This is a genomic window from Microcoleus sp. Pol10D4, from assembly GCF_036701555.1.
Lineage (GTDB): Bacteria > Cyanobacteriota > Cyanobacteriia > Cyanobacteriales > Microcoleaceae > Microcoleus.
In genome coordinates this window covers 44,211-65,819 of sequence record NZ_JAUBRA010000042.1, presented here as the reverse complement: position 1 = coordinate 65,819, position 21,609 = coordinate 44,211, and the positions used below count along the sequence as shown (strand labels likewise).

The 21,609-nt window shown below is 44.6% G+C and carries 11 protein-coding genes and 1 pseudogene; 1 reads left to right on the top strand and 11 read right to left on the bottom strand.

The features are described from left to right. The 10 genes from QUA36_RS20010 to QUA36_RS19965 all read right to left on the bottom strand — a co-directional run. Positions 1–612, bottom strand: a 612-nt coding sequence (locus QUA36_RS20010; protein WP_333458837.1) for a protein kinase domain-containing protein, incomplete at its 3' end; no start/stop codon positions are given. 90 nt (positions 613–702) lie between these two features. After that, on the bottom strand, positions 703–6,096 hold the full coding sequence (locus tag QUA36_RS20005; protein WP_333458836.1) for an AAA family ATPase: 5,394 nt from the start codon (positions 6,094–6,096) through the stop codon (positions 703–705). A 168-nt stretch (positions 6,097–6,264) separates the two neighbouring features. Continuing rightward, positions 6,265–11,646 (bottom strand): AAA family ATPase, encoded by a 5,382-nt coding sequence (locus tag QUA36_RS20000; RefSeq protein ID WP_333458835.1) that lies wholly within the window; start codon positions 11,644–11,646, stop codon positions 6,265–6,267. A gap of 504 nt (positions 11,647–12,150) precedes the next feature. Continuing rightward, the gene (cydB, locus tag QUA36_RS19995) at positions 12,151–13,164 is read right to left on the bottom strand and encodes a cytochrome d ubiquinol oxidase subunit II (protein ID WP_333458834.1); all 1,014 of its coding nucleotides are present in this window, start codon (positions 13,162–13,164) and stop codon (positions 12,151–12,153) included. Between the two features lie 8 nt (positions 13,165–13,172). Continuing rightward, entirely contained in the window at positions 13,173–14,615 is a 1,443-nt protein-coding gene (locus tag QUA36_RS19990; protein ID WP_333158658.1) for a cytochrome ubiquinol oxidase subunit I, read from the bottom strand. Positions 14,616–14,888: 273 nt separating this feature from the next. After that, positions 14,889–15,362, bottom strand: coding sequence for a hypothetical protein (locus QUA36_RS19985; RefSeq protein WP_333158660.1), 474 nt, complete (start codon positions 15,360–15,362; stop codon positions 14,889–14,891). Continuing rightward, positions 15,337–16,542, bottom strand: a complete 1,206-nt coding sequence (locus QUA36_RS19980; protein ID WP_333458833.1) for an urease accessory protein UreH domain-containing protein — start codon at positions 16,540–16,542, stop codon at positions 15,337–15,339. The genes QUA36_RS19985 and QUA36_RS19980 overlap by 26 nt, the downstream gene beginning before the upstream one ends. A gap of 344 nt (positions 16,543–16,886) precedes the next feature. Further along, the gene (locus QUA36_RS19975; RefSeq protein ID WP_333451710.1) at positions 16,887–17,954 is read right to left on the bottom strand and encodes an LOG family protein; all 1,068 of its coding nucleotides are present in this window, start codon (positions 17,952–17,954) and stop codon (positions 16,887–16,889) included. 189 nt (positions 17,955–18,143) lie between these two features. After that, positions 18,144–18,467 (bottom strand): thioredoxin, encoded by a 324-nt coding sequence (trxA, locus tag QUA36_RS19970; RefSeq protein ID WP_006631199.1) that lies wholly within the window; start codon positions 18,465–18,467, stop codon positions 18,144–18,146. Between the two features lie 650 nt (positions 18,468–19,117). Then, the gene (locus tag QUA36_RS19965; RefSeq protein WP_333228620.1) at positions 19,118–20,281 is read right to left on the bottom strand and encodes a GuaB3 family IMP dehydrogenase-related protein; all 1,164 of its coding nucleotides are present in this window, start codon (positions 20,279–20,281) and stop codon (positions 19,118–19,120) included. 122 nt (positions 20,282–20,403) lie between these two features. Between QUA36_RS19965 and QUA36_RS19960 the strand changes: the two are divergent. Continuing rightward, positions 20,404–21,120, top strand: a pseudogene (locus QUA36_RS19960) (lipid-A-disaccharide synthase-related protein); the annotation flags it as partial. A gap of 24 nt (positions 21,121–21,144) precedes the next feature. Here the strand turns inward: QUA36_RS19960 and QUA36_RS19955 are convergent. Next, on the bottom strand, positions 21,145–21,378 hold the full coding sequence (locus QUA36_RS19955) for a polysaccharide deacetylase family protein (protein ID WP_333458838.1): 234 nt from the start codon (positions 21,376–21,378) through the stop codon (positions 21,145–21,147). Positions 21,379–21,609: the final 231 nt, after the last annotated feature.

Genomic DNA, 21,609 nt, shown 5'->3' with positions numbered 1-21,609 from the left:
GTAGTCTATGCCTCGGTTCATTCGTCCGGTTTGTTCGGGAGAAATATAGGCGAGGGTTCCTTCTAAAACGTTGGGATTTTGAATTTCTTGGGTTTCTCTTGGAAGTAGGGAGGCGATGCTAAAGTCTATGAGTTTAATTTGTTTGGTTTCGGGATGTATTAGGACGTTAGCTGGCTTAATATCTTTGTGGATGACTCTGTTTCGGTACAGTCCGTCAAGAATGTCAGTTATTTGAATGGCAATTTCCAATATTTCTGCCAGAGTCAGCGTAGGTGCTTCACCGACCCGTCTTCGGCATCGATCTTGGGCGTATTGCCGTAGAGAAATGCCACCAAAATCCTCCATCACTAGGGTATAGCTGTTGCGGTAGGATTCCAGACTGTAAGGTTCAACGACTCGCGGCAGACGTAGATTTTTGTCGATGGTATACTGGTTGCGGAATTGCAGCAGTTCGCTGAAACTGGGATAGTCTCTATTTAATAGTTTAATGACAACTGGAAGCCGATCAATTTCTCGAATGGCTCGATAAACCAGGGTTTTAGAACCACTGTACAGTTGCTCGATTAGACGGTATCCGGCAATTGGACTGGTTAAATCTATACCTGCATTCATTTTGGCTATCCTAATCTCAAATATTGACTGCTAAAAATTAATGTGCGCCTCTATCTGTAAGGGTTAAATGCGGCGATCGCATAATTAAATTCATCCGTTTGTAGGCAATGAGATAGTAAACTTCGTCCCTTCTCCCCGTACAGATTTTACCTCGATTGTACCGCCGTGTTTCTCAACTACAATCTGCCGTGCGATCGCCAAACCCAATCCCGTCCCTTTACCCACACCTTTAGTTGTAAATAAGTTGTCAAAAATATGACCTTTTATCTCATCTGATATCCCTAGCCCGTTGTCATAAATGCGAATTGTAACCCACTCCTTAGACTGTCTTTCTGTGCGAATCGTGATGCACTTGGCTGGGGCTTTAGTCTTCTCTAAACTCGGTTCCCGATTTGATTCTTCCAGTGCATCAATGGCATTAGCCAATATATTCATAAACACCTGATTTAATTGTCCGGGGAAGCAATCCACTGAAGGCAAGTTCCCGTACTCTTTCACAACTTCAATCGCTGGACGCTGTTCGTTCGCTTTCAATCTGTGTTTGAGAATCAAAATCGTACTGTTAATTCCGTCATGAAGATTGAAAGGAACTTTGTAATCTTTGTCAGCTCGGGAGAAGGTGCGGAGACTGGTGCTGATACCTTGAATGCGATCGCACCCGATTTTCATCGAATTCAACATTTTGGGTAAATCTTCTAAGAGATATTCGATATCGCTCTCTTCAGCTTTTTCTTCAATCTCCTCACCCGGACTGGGAAATTTTTCTTTATAGAGTTGCAAGTATTCTGTAATATCTTTGACGGCGGCGATCGCTTCATGAATATTGCCAGAAATAAATCCAACTGGATTATTAATTTCATGGGCAACCCCGGCCACTAAATTCCCCAATGCCGACATTTTTTCGCTCTGTACTAATTGCAGTTGTGATTGTTCCACCTGATGGGCGTAGTCCTGCGCTTGCTGATACAATCGCGCATTTTCTAGGGAAATGGCAGCCTGAGTGCAGAGGAAGTTGAGGACGAGGAGACGATCGCGAGTAAACACTCCTTTTGTCGATCGATGTTCGAGATAAAGTATCGCAACTAAGTTCCCGCGATCGAGAATCGGAGTACACAGCATACTCTGAGACTGATACTGGAGCATACAGTCATTCATTAAACCCGGAATATCGGTCTTACCGCCTTCAATAACGACAGTTTGCAGGGTATTTTTGACATAATAAACTAGCTTGAGCGGAATCACCGCCGAGCCATCTAGAGGTTGGGTTTGCAGTAAGGTTGTGGGTAACTCGTTATCTGGATTGATGTGAGTTATTGCCCGGATTTGCCATTCATCCTGATGGGGGAGTAGCAAAGCACAAGTTTCTGCGCCCGAAGTTTTTAAAATAATTTGGTTGAGGGTGGCGAGCAATTCATCAATCTGAATTTTACTGGATAAAGCTTGAGCAGCTTGCACAATAGATGCGAAATCAAGGGCCTCGGAAATACTGGTGCTGCTATTACTGGAAGTCTGCGAAGAGTGGCTAATCGTTGCCAGGGTCTCTAGAGGATTAAAGCGAAGTTTGGGCTGACTCAGGATAGGCTGAAGTAATTGGGGATAGCGTTGTTCTAAGTCTTTAACCTTGGCTAGTGCACCCCAACGGGCATAACAGTAATAGGCTTCCTGCATATAGCTGGCTGCAACTTTTTCTTTGCACCAGTCAAGGTAGAACTTGGCAGCTAATTCGTTGGCGATCGCTTCTTCTTGGATATAACCGTTTTCCTTGGCTCCTGCGATCGCGCGATCGTACAGTTCGAGCGCTTCGGCTTTTTTTCCTAAAATTCGACATTTTTCCGCCTCTACCAAATTAAATTTGTGCAAATGGTTCATTGGCCCATGACTAGCCCATGTTTGCATTTTTTTCTGATTGGCTGCGACTTTTGCTAGTTGGGTTTCTATGTTGACAGTATCCCGATTATTTAACCATCGCAATCGAGCTAAGGAATCGTATAAATAAAATCCGGGAATCACAAACATCCCCGTGACTCCATTTAAATATTTTTCGGCGGTGGTGGCATTTTCCACGGCCTCATCTACTTTTTCAAACAAATAATTTAAGATTAGTTTGTGGCTATGTATGATATGGAGAGCGAGGCGATCATTGACAGAGTAATGAACTGGTAAATATTGTTCCTCGTTGTAAGCTTCCCCCACCAAGCAACCTGGATTGATACTGGGTTTGATTAAGTTTAAAATTCCCTGCCTATGAAGTTCGTTCCACGACAAAACAGTGTCCTGTTTTAGTTCCCGAAATGCCTGACTGTAACTTGCTACTTCCTGTTCTAGTTCTGTCAAGTTTGTGCCAGCGAAATACGAATTACAAAAACCGTAAAAAGCACAATATGTAGCAAAAAGTATATCTCCCGTTTCTAAACCGATTTGATAGGCTGAAAGTAAAGGTTTAATAGTTTCTCTGGCGGGTTCTTTCCAATGTTTAATATCTCCGTCGGTACACAGAACTACCTTGGCTGTAATTTCTTTAGCATTGAATTTACACAAGAGGCTGGAAGCCAGTTGACCAAATTGATAACCTGATTCAATGTCTCCAACTATCACACAAAGCATTACGGCGTAATTCCCATAAGCAAAAGCAGCATTCGGCTCGTTGCCATTTTTAATTAATAGTTTCACTTGCTCACAGGCAATTAGGGGTAAAAATTGAGGGAGAGCGATATAGGCTGGCGAAACAATGCTGTTGAGAATGCGTAAAGCTGCTTTTTTTTCCGGCTCCTTCATTTCTGGCAAATGGATTAATTCTTTAATTTCCAGCTCGCTCCAGTGAGATTTAGTTAACGCAAATTCCTGTTGAATATCTGCATCTGTTGGCGATTCGGGGAAGCTTATTTCCAATAATTTTAAAATAGCAAAAGCAGTTTGGATCGCTTCTATAAATTGCTTTTGAACTGTATAAGCTTGTATTTTGACTTCGTAAACATTGATTTGGTCTAATAGCGAGCGCGTCTCTCGCAATACCTCCTCAATTAATTCTTCCATTGTCTCAAACTCGCCGTTGAGATAGTCTGTCTCTGCAGCCGACTCGGACAAAGCTAAAGTAAGTTCGTATTGATTCTGCCAACAGTCAGTTGCCAGCAGTTTCAGCCCCACTGTGGCATATTCGCGGGCTGCGTGATAGGCAGTTGCCGATCTGGCTTTGCGGCAAGCAGTAAGGTTGAGTTGGGCGAGTTCGTCGCGTTCGGTTTGTTGTGCAATTAAAGCCGTTCCATAGTTTAATTGATTGACCAATTCAAAAATGCGTTCTTCTGTGGCTTCGGGGGAAATTTGTTGGAGCAGTAGTTGCCCGATATGGTAGTGGGTAATTTGTTTTTGCTTGTCGGGAATGAGAGAATAGGCAGCTTGTTGGACGCGATCGTGCAAAAAACGATAGGCAACTGTTTGAGAAGTAGCTCGATCGATCTGGTCTTCTTCCCCTACATAAAATTTATAAATCTCACTCTGAGGTAAAACAAAACCTTCCTGTAAAGTTTTCCACAAAGCCGTTGCCGTTTCCGTCTCCGAGATTTCCGAAACAATTGCTAATGTTGTCAGATCGAACAGATTGCCAATGCAAGCGGCTAATTTTAAAACCTCCTGAGTTTCCACGGGTAATTTCTGTAACTGCTGCGCCATGAATTCAACGACATCATCCGTCAGTGCTGCTTCTGTAATTTTGCTAATATCGCACTGCCAATATCCTTCTTTAATATCGAAAATAATCAATTCATCTTGATGCAATGCCTTGAGAAACTGCGTCGCAAAAAATGGGTTTCCTTTTGTCTTCTGATACACTAATTCCGTCAGCGGTTCTGCTAACCTAGGAGAACAATTCAGCGTATCTGCTACTAATTGATTCAAACTGGTTCGAGCCAGAGCTGCAAGTGTGATGGTACTGACAGTTGCCCCTGTTTTAGTGACTTCATCTAGGGTCAACATCAAGGGATGGGCAGCGGAAACTTCATTGTCTCGATAGGCTCCAATTAATAGCAGGTGACTGGACTGGGATTCACCTATGAGCAACTGCATCAACTTTAAAGATGCGGAATCCGCCCATTGTAAGTCATCCAGAAACATCACTAAGGGATGCTCTTTTGTGGTAAAAACAGAGATAAATTTTTGGAACAGCAAATTGAACAGATTTTGAGCAGCTATCCCTGATAATTCTGGGGCTGGGGGTTGTTGTCCGATAATCCGTTCTAGTTCGGGAATGACTTCAATAATGACTTGTCCGTTGTCACCAATTGCTGCTAAAATTTTGTTTTTCCATTCTTGGATATGGATATCGCTTTCACTGAGCAATTGTGTCATTAAATCGCGGAATGCTTGCACAAATGCCGAAAAGGGAATATTGCGATTAAACTGGTCAAATTTTCCTTTTATGAAATAGCCATGCTGTCGGACAATTGGTTTGTGAACTTCATTGACGACAACGGTTTTTCCGATGCCGGAAAAGCCTGCAACCAGCATCATTTCGCTGTTGCCTTGTGCTACTCGTTCAAAGGCTGCTAAAAGTTGCTGTATTTCTCGTTCCCGACCGTAAAGTTTTTCTGGAATCAGGAAGCGATCGCATACATCCCGCGTTCCTAACTCAAAAGTTTCTATCTTTCCAGTTTCTTCGCACTGCTGCAAACACCTTTCTAAGTCATGTTTCAATCCCAAGGCACTTTGATAGCGTTTTTCGGCATTCTTTGCCATCAGCTTCATCACCAGATCCGAAATCACCTGCGGAATTTCTTGGCTGTTTATTGCAGGAGGTTGTTTGGCAATATGGCAGTGAACCAACTCCATGGGGTCGTCACATTCAAATGGCAGTTTTCCTGTCAGCAGTTCGTAAAAGGTGGCTCCCAGAGAATAAAAGTCGGTGCGGTAGTCTATGCCTCGGTTCATTCGTCCGGTTTGTTCGGGAGAAATATAGGCGAGGGTTCCTTCTAAAACGTTGGGATGTTGAATTTCTTGAGTTTCTCTTGGAAGTAGGGAGGCGATGCTAAAGTCTATGAGTTTAATTTGTTTAGTTTCGGGATGTATTAGGACGTTAGCTGGCTTAATATCTTTGTGGATGACTCGATGCCGATAGAGTCCATGGAGAATGTCAGTTATTTGAATGCCAATTTCCAATATTTCTGCCAGAGTCAGCGAGGCCTCTTGGGCGTAATCTCGCAGAGAAATGCCCCCAAAATCCTCCATTACTAGGGCATAGCTGTGGCGATAGGAGTCTAAATTGTAGGGTTCAACGACTCCCGGCAGACGTAGGTTTTTGGCGATGGTGTACTGGTTGCGGAATTGCAGCAGTTCGGTAAAGCTGGGATAGTCTCGATTTAATAGTTTAATGACAACCGGAAGCTGATCTGTTTCTCGAATGGCTCGAAAAACTAGGGTTCTGGAACCACAGTATAATTGCTCAACCAGATGATATCCTGAAACTCGCTTCGTCAAATCCACTGCTGCACTCATCTGGATTACCCCATCTCAGACATTGACTATTGTAACTAATTATACACTTTTATTGGTCTAGTCTGAGGAAAATAAAACTGCGAAATCCCAAGCGACAGACTCTACCGCTTTTATTCTTTTTCACTTTTGAAGAGAAAGATGGCGCTCTACTCTATCAAGATAATAGTCTTATCCTTTCATCGGCAATAAAATTGTAAACTCCGTCCCTGCTCTCAATACAGAATTTACCTCGATTGTACCGCCGTGTTTCTCAACCACAATCTGCCGTGCGATCGCCAATCCCAACCCCGTCCCTTTCCCTACTTCTTTGGTAGTAAATAACTCATCAAAAATCCTCTCTCGCACTGCTTCACTTATGCCCACACCGTTATCTTTAATGCGAATCCTCGCTTGTTTTTTGTCACCATAAAATTCGTCGGTTTTAATGGTAATTTCATTGACTATTTCTGCATAATGTCGTCCTTGATTTGATTCATCCAAAGCATCGATCGCATTACCTAACAAATTCATAAATACTTGATTCAACTGTCCGGCATAACACTCAACTTGTGGTAAATTACCGTATTCCCTAATCACTTTGATTTCTGGACGAGTTTCGTTAGCCTTGAGGCGATGTTTCAGGATCATAATAGTGCTATCGATGCCATCGTGGATATTGCAAGCTACGGGATAGTTAGTATCCGCACGGGAGAATGTCCGTAGACTTGTACTAATATCCCGAATCCGCTTCACACCTTCCCGCATCGAACCTACTAATTTCGGTAAATCTTCCCGGATGTATTCCAGATCGATGTTCTCGATTTCTTCTTGAATTTCTGGATCGAGTTGCGGATATTTTTGTTCATACAAATCGAGCAATCCAAACAAATCTTTGATATAATCTAAGGCGGGTTGAATATTACCAACCAGAAAACCAACCGGATTATTAATTTCGTGAGCAACCCCAGCCACTAAGTTTCCCAATGCTGACATCTTTTCGCTTTGAACTATTTTTATTTGTGCCTGTTTGAGTTCGGTAAATGCTTGTTGAGATTCTTGATACAAACGGGCATTTTCTAAAGAAATTGCAGCTTGAGAAGCCAGCAAATTTAGCACTTCAATGCGATCGCTCGTAAATGCGCCAACCGTCAGGTTATTTTCCAGGTATAAAACTCCTATCAACTGCCCTTGATTAAGGATTGGAATACAAAGAACACTGATCGGCTGGTGCTGTTCAATATAGCGATCGCTCGCAACCTGGAAACTTACCCTAGCATCAACTATTACCACAGGTTTCAAACTACGCTTGACAGTATTGACCAAACTAATCGCTACATCCTGACTTGATTCTAGAGGTATTGATGGTAATAGCTCAGGTTCCTGTCCCTCTGCTACAAGAGCCACTACCTGTAAATACTGTTTTTGTTTGAGCAATAAGACACACTTAGTTGCCCCAGCATTCGCGATCGCTATTTTTAGGAGAGTAGTCAGGAGTTTATCGAGTTCAATCTCCCCAGAAATGGCTTGAGAGGCTTGGATCAGAGTAGGCAAATCTAGAAATTCAGAGTTGCTGCTAGAAGAGTGAGTAGAACTAATCGTTCCCCGGGCGATCGTTTCCTTTAATGAACTAAAGGCTTGAGCTTGCTGAAGGATAATACCGAGTAGGCGAGGATAACGTTTTTCCAAATCGTCAATTTTGGCTTTAGCACCCCATCGGGCATAACAATAATACGCTTCAATCATGTAGGCTTGAGCTACTTTTTCTTTGCCCCATTCCAAGTAGAATTTAGCTGCGAGTTCGTTGGCGAGGGCTTCTTCGTTGATGAATAGATTTTCTTGAGCGAGGGAGATCGCGCGATCGTACATTTCCAGTGCATCTGCCTTGTAACCCAAAACCCGCTGCCGTTCTGCTTCAACTAAATACCACTTATGCAGATGATTCATGGGAGCATTTTGCGCCCACTCGTGCAGAGTCGTTTGATGGATTTCCACAGAGGCCAGAATATCAGCTTGCTCAATTTCTGGCTGTGTTGGTAAAATCGCCAGGTACGTGAGAGCGGCATAAAAATGGAAAATGGGAATAAAAATACATCCCGGTACAGCTATCAAATATGGCTCGGCTTGGCTAATGTAATTGCTCGCCTCTTTGTAGTTACCAAAGCAGTAAGCAAGCAACAGTTTGTAGATATAAACCTCCGCGATGGCAGTGAATTCATAATCCTGATTATGCTTGGGCATCATCACTGTTTCATCGTAGGCTTCGCCGATTAAGCAATCCGATACAATCTCGACTTCCCTTAAGTTATTCACCGTCTGCCGCACCATATCTACATAAATCTGAGCCGAATATTGCTTTACCTGAGCCAACGCGGTGCTGTAACTTGCAATTTCTGGTTCCAAATTGCTCAGTTCTACCCCACTGAAAAAGTTCATATAGCTGTAAGTGACCATGCTGTAGCCAGCGCTTAGAAAATCGCCAGTTTCCATGCCAGCCGTATAGCTATCTTTCGTCGTCAGCATCACTGCCCTCATGGCTTCTTTGCGATGCTGAATAAAGGCTCCAAATAGATTCAGAATCATGGACTTGAATTCCCGGACATTGAACCTATCAAGCAATGAAAGAGCCAATTTACCAAAGGCATACCCCGTTTCCACATCTCCCAAAAAGGCACACAACACCAGTCCGTGAATGCCATACCCCACCGTCGATGCTGGCGTGTTCCCAAAGGAGAGCGATAAACTTACCATCTTGCAGCTAAGTAGGGGCAGCAAACCCGGCATTCCCAGAAAGATGGGAGAATATAACGTTCCTAACAGTGGCATGGCAGCCTGAACCTTGGCATCAGCGATCGTCGGCAGATTAACTAGGTCTTCAATCCGCCTACCTTGAAGTTGGCGGGCAACAGCTTGTAGCGCTTGGCTAATCAAAGCTTCATCAGGTGTAGTGGGTAGTTCAATCCCTAATTGCCCGAGTGCATCTGTTGCTACTGCAATGGCTTCTAGTGACTTGCTTTGTGCTGTCTGGGCAGCGATTTGAATTTCGTAAATTTTGATTTTGTCTAAGATTGTCTGGGCTGCTTGCAACACTTGTGCTGCAATCTGTTCCATGCCGTCAAAGTCAGCATTCAAATAAGCGGTTTCGGTAGCAGCAACATAGAGGTTCAGGGTCAATTCATACTGGCTTTGCCAGCAGTTGGCTGTTAGTAGATCAATGCCTGTTTGCAGATAAACTCTAGCTGCTGTGTAGGCGGTAGATTTTCTGGCTTTACAACCTGCTTCTAAGTTCAGTTTAGCTAAGGCTTCTCGTTCGCTCGGTTGGGTAATTAACTCAATTCCTCGATTCAAATGTCCGACAATATCAAACAGTTTTTCTTCTTGCTCTATTTTTGAAGATTTTTGCTGAAGTAATTGTCCAATTTTGAGATGCGTTGCTTTTTTCTGTGAAGCGGGAATGAGTGAATATGCGGCTTGCTGGACGCGATCGTGTAAAAATCGATAAGTTGGATTAGCTGAAGCCTGGAAAACTTCATCACTATCCGATTGGGTAAAGAACTTATAGATTTTGGTTGTGGGAATCACCACACCTTCCTGCAATGCTTTCCATAAAGCGGTAGCCGTCATTCCAGCAGATTTCTCACTGACAATTACTAAGGTATTCAAATCAAACTGCGCTCCTATACAAGCAGCTAATGTGAGAACATCCTGAGTTTCTCTGGGAAACTTCTGCAACTGTAATGCCATAAATTCAACGACATCATCAGTGATAGCTAAGGTTTTGACTTGGGCAATATTACACTGCCAATGCCGAATATCCCAATTAAAGCTAATTAGCCGATCGTCATGTAAGGCCTTGAGAAACTGAGTGGCAAAGAAAGGATTTCCCTGAGTTTTTTGATAGACTAATTTTGTCAAAGGTTGGGCAAGTGATGATTCGCAATTCAGCGTATCCCCCACCAACAAATTCATATCTGGTTGGCTTAAGGGTTGCAAAGTAATCGTATTCACTGTTGCCCCAGTTTTAACTATCTCATTCACTGTTAAAATAAATGGATGCACGGGCGAAACTTCATTATCTCGATAGGCCCCCAATACTAATAAATATCCTGTATCCTTCATCAATAATTGTAGCAAATTTAGGGAGGCTGAGTCCGCCCATTGCAAGTCATCCAAAAACATCACTAAAGGATGTTCTTTGCTCGTGAAAACTTGCACGAATTTCTGCATTACCAGATTAAAGCGATTTTGGGCGGCACTTCCTGACAATTCTGTTGCAGGAAGTTGAGCGCCAATTATACGTTCTAACTCAGGAATCACGTCAATCAAGACTTGTCCGTTGTCTCTTACTGCTGCTAAAATCTTGGTTTTCCATGTTTGCAGTTCGGTATCCGATTCTGATAGCAATTGACCCATTAAGTCACGGAAGGCTTGCACAAAGGCACTGAAGGGAATGTTGCGTTGAAATTGATCGTATTTGCCTTTGATAAAATAACCGCGCTGACGGACAATTGGTTTATGAACTTCATTGACAACAGCGGTTTTCCCAATTCCCGAAAAACCTGCTACTAGCATCATTTCTGTTGCTCCCAGGCTGACTCGCTCAAAGGCAGCTAATAGTTGATCAACTTCTTTTTCTCTACCGTAGAGCTTTTCGGGGATAGTAAAGCGATCGCTAATATCTCGCTTTCCGAGTTCAAAATGTTCTATTGTGGCGGTTTTTTGTAATTGAACTAAACAAATCTCTAAATCGTACTTTAGTCCTAATGCACTTTGATAGCGCTTTTCGGCATTCTTCCCCATCAGCTTACTGACAATTTTTGATAAAATTAGGGGAATTTGTGGATTTATTTGATGAATGGGTATCGACTGTTTGGCGAGATGACAATGCACCAATTTCATCGGATCATCCGAGATAAATGGCAACTGTCCTGTCAACAATTCATAAAAAGTCACACCCAGAGAATAAAAGTCACTACGATAGTCAATGCCTCGATTCATCCGTCCAGTTTGTTCGGGAGAGAGATAGGCTAAGGTTCCTTCTAAAATATTGGGATTCTGGATTTCTTGAGTTTCTCGTGGTAGGAGGGATGCAATACTAAAGTCAATTAGTTGAATTTTTTTGGTGTCGGGATTAATAAGAATATTAGCGGGTTTAATATCTTTGTGAATAACTCGGTTTTGGTATAGATAGTGAATAATGTCTGTTAGTTGTATGGCGAGTTGGAGAAATTCTGCTAAAGGTAAAGCTTCAGATGGTTGGGTTTCATTTGTTGCTGTTTTGAGATAAGTACATAGGGAGACTCCGCCAAAGTCCTCCATTATTAAGACATAGCTATTCTGGTAGACTTCCAGCGTCAGGGCTTTGACGATGTGAGGGAAGTCGAGATTTTTGGCAATAGTATATTGGTTGCGAAACTGGACGAGCTCGTTGAAGGTGGGGTATTTGTTTCGCAGCAGTTTGACTACGACTGGGTATTGGTCACGGGTACGGATGCCTCGATAGACTAGGGTACGTGTACCTACATAAAGTTTCTCTGTAATCTCATAACCTGACAAATTTGCGATCGCATCCATAACTGGTTGACCCTTTATTATACAACTGTTAAATTAAAACCTTCTATTCCATTGTATTTTATTATTTGACAAAGATAGCGATCGCAAACTCTGCACCCTCGCTAGGTACAGAATTAACTGTAATGTTTTCCCTATGTTTATCAACTATTATTTGACAATCAAGCAATTTGGTGACAAGCCCCCGGACTCATCCGTGTACCTGTGAAAAAAGCTCCGCATCCTGATCAAAATCCCTCGGACTCATCAGTGGAAGCCATCTCAAATATCAAATCTCAGATTGCAAATTTCAAATCCCATGAGGTGCGATCTCGCTAATTCTCAACCAGTTCCTTTCCCTATTCTGCACTATTGGCGCTATGGTATGTATAGTATAGTTTCGTAAGTTGTGATGGTATCATAAAACAATTATTTGTAATTTTTAACCGCAAATATACGCAGATAAACCAGCATATAAACTTGATACTATCTGCGTATATTTGCCTGGATCTGCGGTTGTATTATGTTTTATTCCCCGTAGTGGCCGCCGACAACCTTACCCCGAAACACAACATAATTGTAGATGTTGTAAAAAATCATAATCGGGAGCAGAATGCCCATAAACACAATCATAAATACCAGGGCGCTGGGCGAAGCTGCGGCTTGGTAAATCGTGATTTGTGAGGGAATAATGTAGGGAAAAACAATCAATCCCAAGCCGATGAAAGTAAGCAAAAAAATCAGAATCGTCCAGACAAACGGCGTGCGTTCTTCTTTGTTTGCGAGACTTTTCAGCAGCAGCCCCACCAACAGCACTCCCAACAAAGGAATCGTGGCAAACACATAAACTAGCGGTTTATCGAACAACCTGGATCTAGCACTTTCGTAAAAAATCGGAGTGGCGATCGTAATTAAAACTGCTCCGATTAAAGTCGTCACCGCCGCAATTTTAGCCGTGCGATAGTGATTTGTTTGCAGTTCCCCCTCCGTTTTCATAATTAGATAGGTTGAACCGATCAAAACATAGCCTTGAATCAGCGTCAAAGCAACCAAGATCGATCGCCAATCCAGCCAATCCCAAGTAGAACCCACAAAGTGACCGGCTTCATCAACCGCAATGCCTTCAAGTACGGCACCGAGGGCAAATCCTTGAGCTAAAGCTGCTAAAAAACTGCCAGCACCAAAGGCATAATTCCAGAATAATTTGCGATTAGAATGCTCGCGAAATTCAAAGGCTACAGCGCGAAATATCAAACCAAAAAGCATCATGCAAATTGGTATATATAGCGCTGTCAAAATCGTGCCGTAAGCGAGGGGAAATGCGCCAAATAAAGCGCCACCCATCAACACCAGCCACGTTTCGTTCGCGTCCCAAACGTTGCCCAAACTCGTCATTAAAATGCCCCTGCGTTCCTCGTCGGAAGCAGTCAAAGACAGGATGCCTACTCCTAAGTCAAAACCATCTAGCATGACGTAAAGCAATAGGAACAAAGCCAAAACTACAAACCAAACTTGTGGGAGAAAATGCTCCAAAGCTTGCATAAAATCTCCTATTGTTGTGCTTCTACGGGACGTTGATCGGGAATGTGTTCTGCAGGTTGACTTTCGATTGCAGGTTCATTGTCTAAACCTGGCACAGGCAGACTTAAATTAGGGCCTTGGCGGATAATTCGGCTGCCAAAATACAAGGCACAAACAAACAAAAAGCTGTAAACAACGGCAAAGAAACTGAGAGAAGTTAAAACATTGCTGGCGGGGATGTTTGACACCGCGTCAGCAGTGCGAATTTGCCCATATAAAGCCCAAGGTTGTCTGCCGACACAGCGGACAATCCAACCCGATTCTACAGCAATATATCCCAGGGGAGCAGCTAATACCCAAGCGCGCATTAGCCAAGGTTGACTGCTAATATTTTCAGCAGAAAGTTTGCCTCGCATCCACTGAATTATACTGAACAGCATCAGTCCTAAAAAGAAGAATCCAATGCCGGACATGATGCGGAAACAATAGTAGATTAAACCCACCATTCGCGGTCTATCTTCTGGCTTCCATTCCTTCAATCCGAGTACGGGTTCGGAGAGTTTTTGTTTGAATTCCAAAACGTATCCTAAGCCATTGGGTACGCTAATTTCCCAGTCATTTTTTTGGGCTTTTTCATTAGGCAAAGCTAGCAAAGTCCAATCGGCTGACTCTCCCGCTGGTGAAGTTTCCCACTTAGCTTCGATTGCTGCTAATTTAGTGGGTTGGTAGTGATAAACCTGTTCGGCGCTCAAATGTCCGATGTATATCTGCAAAGGTGCAACGGCGATTGCTGTCGCTATGGCAATTTTTAAAGACTTGGAAAAAAACGCTTGGTTGCGCTTATTAAGAATATACCAAGCGCTAATTCCGCCAATGACAAACAGCGAAGTTTCTAACGTCGCAAAAAACATATGGAGAATGCTGTTTAATGCGAACGGGTTCATAATTGCTTGAAAGTAATCGCTGACAATAAACTTGCCATTGACCATTTCTCCACCCGCAGGAGTTTGCAGCCAAGAGTTAGCGACTAAAATCCAGACTGTGGATAGGTTAGCGCCGAAGGCTACCATGATTGTAGCGAAATAATGGACGATCGGGTGAACGCGCTCCCAACCAAACAGCATAATGCCTAAAAAGCCGGCTTCTAGCATAAATGCCATTGAAGCTTCAAATCCCAAAATGCTGCCAAAAAAGTCACCAACAGCTTCAGAAAATGGTGCCCAGTTTGTGCCAAACTGAAATTCCATCGGAATTCCTGAAGCTACTCCAATACCGAAGTTGAGGACGTAGAGTTTAGACCAAAAACGAGCGTGATGGTAGTAGTCGGGATTGCGAGTTTTCAGCCACATTCCTTCAACAATTACCAGATAAATTCCCATTCCCGTAGTCAGAACTGGCCACAGCATATGGAATATGGCGGTTAGCGCAAATTGCATCCGTGATAGCGCCACGGTGTTAGATAAGATATCCATCGTTATGTCCTTTAGTCAGTTCAAGAGAGGTTAGCTTGCACGAGTTCTAGAATTGACACTGGTTATAATGTAATGTAAAAATTTGTGACATTTTGTAGAGTGGGCAACTTTTAAGGTTTTATACAGATTTCGGTTGTATTTTTTTGTATGTTAAAATAGGTAGATTATGATTTGCCGTCGGGTGGGGGCGGGTTTATCAGATTGTGGGTTTGAGGCATTTATTGTTGGTGAACCCGCCCTACAAGATTTATGTTCGGTGAGGGAAAGATTATCTTAGCGAACCGTGACTGTATAAGTCAGTTTAAAGGGTTTAAAATTAGCTTTATTTTTGGCTGTCCCGCTCAATTCTAGTTCATAAATTCCAGCCTTGGGAAACACGATATCAGCTCCCGGAATCCCTTGATATTTCTCGGCAGATATGGCGGTTAAAGGCGGCTGCATCAGCGGCTTATCCCCCTCTTTATGATTTTTAGGATAAACAGCCAATTTGCAATTACACTGCTCTAGCGGGATAATTTGACCGCCCCTGCGAGTTAGGGCAAACCACACTCTCGCAGGCTGTCCGGCGCGGGGGTTGTGGTTGGGTTCCAGGTGAAAGGTAGCGGCTACATCTCCCGATACTTCGACTTCGTGCGCCAAAACTGAAATCGAGTTTAACTGCGACGCACTGGGAATTGTTGCTTCAATTAGCACTCCCAAAAATACTAACAATCCTAAACTTTTACTTTTGTTTGACAGGGGAAACATAGAAATTTTCTAGTGATAAAAGTGACCAAAAAAAGCGCGATCGCACAAACACAACTAATACCACAACCACCGCTAACACCGCTGTCAGCAGTTGATTGTGCAACTTCCATTCAAAACCGCCGAGATAGTGGGAACCGATGAGTGCCGCGTGTACAGCGCACAGCAAGAAAGCTGGAACGCTTAATAGGTGAAGCATTCGCCACAGTTGGCCTAAATAATTTTGAATGCGATCGCAACTTGTAACCGCCGCCGGCAACATCAACAGCAGCGACAGCATCCCAGCCGCCATTCCCAACTGATGCTGCGGCAACATAAAAGATAGCGCGTCAAAATTCCATTTCAGCGTATGATCCAGCATATGAAACGTGTGGGCGACTGCTAGGACAAACGCGCCCACACCCAAAGCGCGGCGGTAGCGCAGCAGTTGCGGCAAAAACTTGCTAACCGGACGCGCCAACAGTGCTAGCATCAAGCACAGCAGCGCTGCGTGGCCAGTAAAATCAACCATTTCATCGGTTCGCAACAAGGTAAGAATCCCGATCGCCACCGTCACCCAACCACCCGCACGGAACAGTTGACTGCGCTTGTCCGCGCTCAATCTGCCAGCAAAAAAACCCACACCCAGCATAGTTGGCAGTGTGCCGAGTCCAAAAGCCAGCATCGTCGCCGCACCCAAAACCGGGTTTCCCGTTTCCGCCGCCTTAATCTGCGCCGCGTAGAGGAAACCGCAGGGAATCAAACCCCAAAGCAAACCCAAAGCAACCGGCACCCACCAGTTTTTTTGCGCCGAAAGCTTGTTCATTGCTTGTCCGACTCGATCGTGCGACATTGGGTGCAGCAGCGGCAATCCCGGCAGCAAGTTCGGTTTAATTTGCACTACTCCGAACCAAATCAGCATCGTGCCCGTGAGAAGTGCGATCGCCCGCCGCCATTCGCTACCCGTACCTGCCAAAAGTCCGCCAGCAATTAACACCGAACCCAGTCCGCCAATTGCAGCACCAACCAAAGCGTAAGCAGCAATTCTCCCCAAATTTAGCAGCAAATGAAAGCGGAAAGCAGCTAATTTATCGTTGCGGGAATTAGAAAGAGAAAACGCCATTGTCAGCGGGCCGCACATCCCAGCGCAGTGACCGAAACTGCCGAGAAATCCCAAAATTGCAATTAGCAGCAGGTCTAGCATCTGGAGTCAGTAGTCAGCAGTCATTAGTTATTAGTTTTTTTACTGCTGATTGATAATTTATTAGTGTTGATTATCATAAATGCAGCCTATCAATTTTGTCAAAAGATTGTCGGTCTAATTTATCTCCCTCAGAGGGGCGGGTTTATTTATCCCCTGAGTAAGTTAGAAATATTTCTCGTGAAACCCACCCCTACAGACTAATGACTAATGACTAATCACTAATCACTAATGACTAATGACTAATCACTAATGACTAATGACTAATCACTAATGACTAATGACTAATCACTAATGACTAATCACTAATCACTAATCACTAATCACTAATCACTAATCACTAATGACTACTTTTGTTCTGGATGGGCCGCCGTCGGCGAAGCTGCACCCATTTGATTAATAGCCGCAATTAGCTGATAAAGCCGCCCAAAATCCCGCTGGTTGAAATGCAAAGTCAGGCGCGGCATATCGAAAGTTTCATCTCCTATTTCCGGTTCCAAAGCTTGACTTTTTTCAATTTTTCCGGTGACAACAATATCGCTAAAATCAGCATTTAGCCGATCGACCTTCTCCTCAGAAAGCTCTGTTTTCAAGCGAATTACCAATTTTTCGCGTACGTAACGGCAGGAGTGATAAACCAGATAAAAACTACCGATCGCCTCGCAAGCAACATTTATATCGTCAGTAATCGTATACAGGCTGCGATCGTCGGCTGAAATCAAACCCCGGCCCCGCAATTGTTTTTGCACAAAATAATTCCAATCGTGCCAATAATCTCCTCCGGGTCGATCGATCAATACCAAAGGAGCCGGCCCGAACTTGCCAGTTTGAGTCAAAGTCAGACACTCAAAAGCCTCGTCCAGAGTGCCAAAACCACCCGGAAACAGAGCTAAAGCATCGCTCTCCCGGAGAAAAAATAACTTACGAGTGAAAAAATATTTAAAATTGAGCAATTTGGGATCGCCGGCAATGAAAGGATTAGAACTCTGCTCAAAAGGCAACTGAATGTTCAGCCCAAAAGAACGTTCAGCAGTCGCCCCCTCGTTCCCCGCCTGCATAATTCCCCCACCGCCGCCAGTAATCACCATAAACCCCTGCTGGGCGATCGCCCTGGCAAAATCTCTGGCCATCAAATATTCTGCCGATTGCGGTGACACCCTCGCCGAACCAAAAATCACAATTTTGCGAACGTGTCGGTAAGGATAAAACATCTCAAAAGCGCTCTCCATATCTCGGAGCGACGCAGCCAGAATCTTCCAGTCTAGGCGATCGAGATCCTCTCCGGCCATTTGCACTATTGTAGAGAGCGATCGTTCGATCCACTCAGAGTGCTTTAACATTGGGAAGCGATCGAGCAAATCCATCACTTCAGCTTGGAGGGACTCAAAACCTTGACCAGACCCAGAACGAATCATGAATTTTTCCGAAACGATAACAAATTGTCGCTAATAAAAATTAAGGGGCAAGCCAAAGTTAGAAGCCAATAGCCACCAGCAAATTACCCTGCTGGCCACTAATAACTTTTCCAGTAGCTTTGCCCCGGTTCTGAAGCGAGTTAGCTGTCGCGGCCCAAAAAGAACAGCGCGAAACCGCTCGTAGTTCAGTTAAATGTACTTTTCCAGAGTGTTGGCCAGAGTAGTTTTCGGAACTGCCCCAACGACCATATCCACACGTTGACCGCCCTTAAATATCATCAGCGTCGGAATGCTGCGGATACCGTATTGGCTGGCCACGTTAGGATTCTCGTCGGTATTAACTTTTACTACCTTGACCTGCCCTTCATATTGCTGGGCAATTTCGTCTACGACGGGCGCCACCATCCGACAGGGCCCGCACCAGGGAGCCCAAAAATCCACTAGAACTGGAACTTCGCTATCGAGCACTTCCTGCTTAAAGGTAGAGTCGGTTACTTGCGCGGCTGCTGACATCCCTAGCCATCCTTGTAAATACTATTTCTCGGATAACAAGTTTAGCAAAAAGTGTAACCACTTGCGTCAATCGATTTTAGATTTTAGATTTTAGATTAAAGAATTGAAGCATTGACCCCACGGACAAATTCGGGGGGCAAGTTTCATCGGATACAGATTTTTGATTTCTGGGTCCTGAGTTTGCGCGTTGGAATGAATCCGGGGGCTTGTATCCTGGATGCTTGATTGTCAACGATTTTAAGAGAAGGCTTCTGAAGGAAGAAGGAAGACGGTAGAAGGAAGAAGGCACAAGGTTTCTGAAGGCACTTATGTTCCCAAGGCCGAATGCACTTATCAAGGCCGAATGCACTTATGTAGAAGAAAAATTCTCCCACTCCCAGACTCTCCCACTCTCCCACTCTCCCACTCTTCCCCTCTCCGGAGCTACAAGCCTCAGTTCTGTATCTAGTAAGCAAGAGCCAAGATTTCCGGCAAAAAAGGAACCGCCCGAACAGTAGTCCGGGCGGAGTGTGGTGTGAGGAGTGAACGGAAACATTCGTCTCCGCTTCTTCTATTGTGACATCTCCTTCTCGATAATTCCACAATATTCTGTAAATTTCGAGACTCTTGAACAAATTTTGTCAAGGTATGCTGGTATTTGATCGGTAAATCTACTTACCCATGCCTAACTGCTGAGCTTTTTGATAGACTTTACCCTCAGTCAGCAGAGAAGGAGCAATTACCACTTCCACTTGCTGCATCTCCTTAATGTCCTTAGCGCCCAAGGTGCCCATGCTAGTTTTCAGAGCTCCGAGCAAGTTGTGCGTACCGTCATCTAGCACCGCAGGTCCCCGCAAAATTTGCTCCACAGTACCCGTAGTCCCCACGCGAATGCGAGTGCCTCGCGGCAAAACCGGGCTGGGAGTCGCCATCCCCCAGTGAAAGCCGCGGCCGGGAGCTTCGGCTGCCCTGGCAAAGGGCGAACCAATCATCACTGCATCGGCACCGCAGGCAATGCACTTGCAGATATCGCCGCCGGTAATTAAACCGCCGTCAGCAATCACCGACACATATTTGCCAGTTTCGCGATAGTAGTCGTCCCGCGCGGCGGCGCAGTCTGCTACCGCTGTGGCTTGGGGAACGCCGACACCCAATACGCCCCTAGATGTGCAAGCAGCCCCCGGCCCAATGCCCACGAGAATGCCTGCAGCGCCAGTTTTCATTAAATTCAGGGCGACTTCGTAGGTCACGCAGTTGCCCAAAATTACTGGGATCGGCATCTCTTGACAGAATTGAGTTAAGTCTAGAGGCGTGATCGCTTCAGGGGAAAGGAAAGCTGTCGAGACTACTGTTGCTTGCACAAAAAATATATCGGCTCCAGATTCAGCAACCGCCCGGCCGTATTTGCTCGCGCCGGCTGGTGTACCGCTGACGGCGGCAATCCCTCCTCCTGCTTTAATTTCTTTAATTCTCAGGTCGATTAATTCTGGCTTGATGGGTTCGGCATAGAGTTGCTGCATCAGGGAAACAAATTCGTGGTTCCCGACACTCGCGATTCGCTCTAATATTGGCTGCGGGTCGGCATAGCGGGTTTGAATTCCTTCTAGGTTGAGCACGCCCATTGCTCCTAATTCCGACAGCAAAATGGCCATGCGGACATCGACTACTCCATCCATGGCGCTGGCGATAATCGGGATTTCTCGATCGATCCCGCCAATCTGCCACTTGGTATCTGCCAAACTCGGATCGAGGGTGCGCTGTCCCGGTACAAGCGCGATTTCATCTATGCCGTAAGCTCTGCGAGCGCTTTTGCCCCGCCCAATTTCAATATTCACGCTGTTTCACTTCCACAATGTATTTAAATTAGACTAACAAAAAGTTAGCCCGCCCGAGTTTAGCTATCGCACGGCTGTCTTTAAAAAAAGCTCGGCACTGATTCTGATTGTATTCTGATTATATGAAACCGAAGGGGATACTTTTCCTCAGCAACGGCCACGGGGAAGACGCGATTAACTGTCAAATTCTCAAAGCTTTGAGAGCATCTGGCGTGGATGTTGATGTTTCGGCGATGCCGGTTGTTGGTGACGGGGCTGCTTACCGCCGATCGACCGTGCCAATTATTGGGCCCACCAGTCAAATGCCGTCTGGGGGAGTTTTTTACATGAATCCCTTGTTTTTCCTCAAAGATATTGGGGCAGGGCTAATTGCTTTGACTTGGCAGCAATTGCAGGTTGTTTGGAGGCATTCGCCCCACTGCGATTTGGTGGTGGCAACTGGGGATATTGTCGCGGCGGCGATCGCCCATGCCAGCAACCGCCCCTATATAATTTTTCTATCGGCTCATTCTCGTTATTACGAAGGGCGAGTCAATTTGGGTTTAATCTTGTGGCAGTTGCTTTGCTCCGAGAAATGTCTGGTGGTTTTTACTAGAGATGCTTTGACTGCTGCTGACTTAAACCGGCAGGGTTTAAAGAAAGCTCTGTTTGTCGGCAATCCTGTCATGGACAACCTCAATTCTACGGGCAAAGATTTGCAGTTAATACCCGGAGTTCGGACGATCGCCCTTCTCCCCGGTTCTCGCCTCCCCGAAGCCACTAACAACCTCGTTTTGCTGCTGGAACTGGTTAAAAAAATTGCTACTAACTCTACTGTACCGATGCAGTTTTGGGCAGCTTTAGTTCCGACTTTGATGCCTCAATTAGATGATATTGCGACGCGATCTGGATGGCAACAGCGATTTGTGAGAGTAGGAATGGTTTGCCAACTCCTCTCCCCTCGCGACAATCATTTTCACGATTTCTGGATGTTTCTCAATATTGCGGCCGATTTCAAAAAAAGTTGCTTTAACTTGATAGCGGTCTAAGATATCTAAAAGCTGATTTGTATAGGGAGGATAGGGCCCGTCATCGTAGGTGAGGGCAACAACTTTCACTTCGGTATCGGCACGGTTGATGCCGAAATAATTGTGAAATTTAGTAACTTTAATTAACAGCGATACTGCGAAAAATAACGCTATGGTAAAAAGCAGAAACTTTTGTAAATTTTTACCGATTCGCCTAGCTGCACGCACTCGATCGAGAATGAAAGTGGATTGTTGTCAGATTACCACAATTGGGGAGCTGAATCTTCAAGCTATTTTATCATTAATTATTGTCGGTTTCTC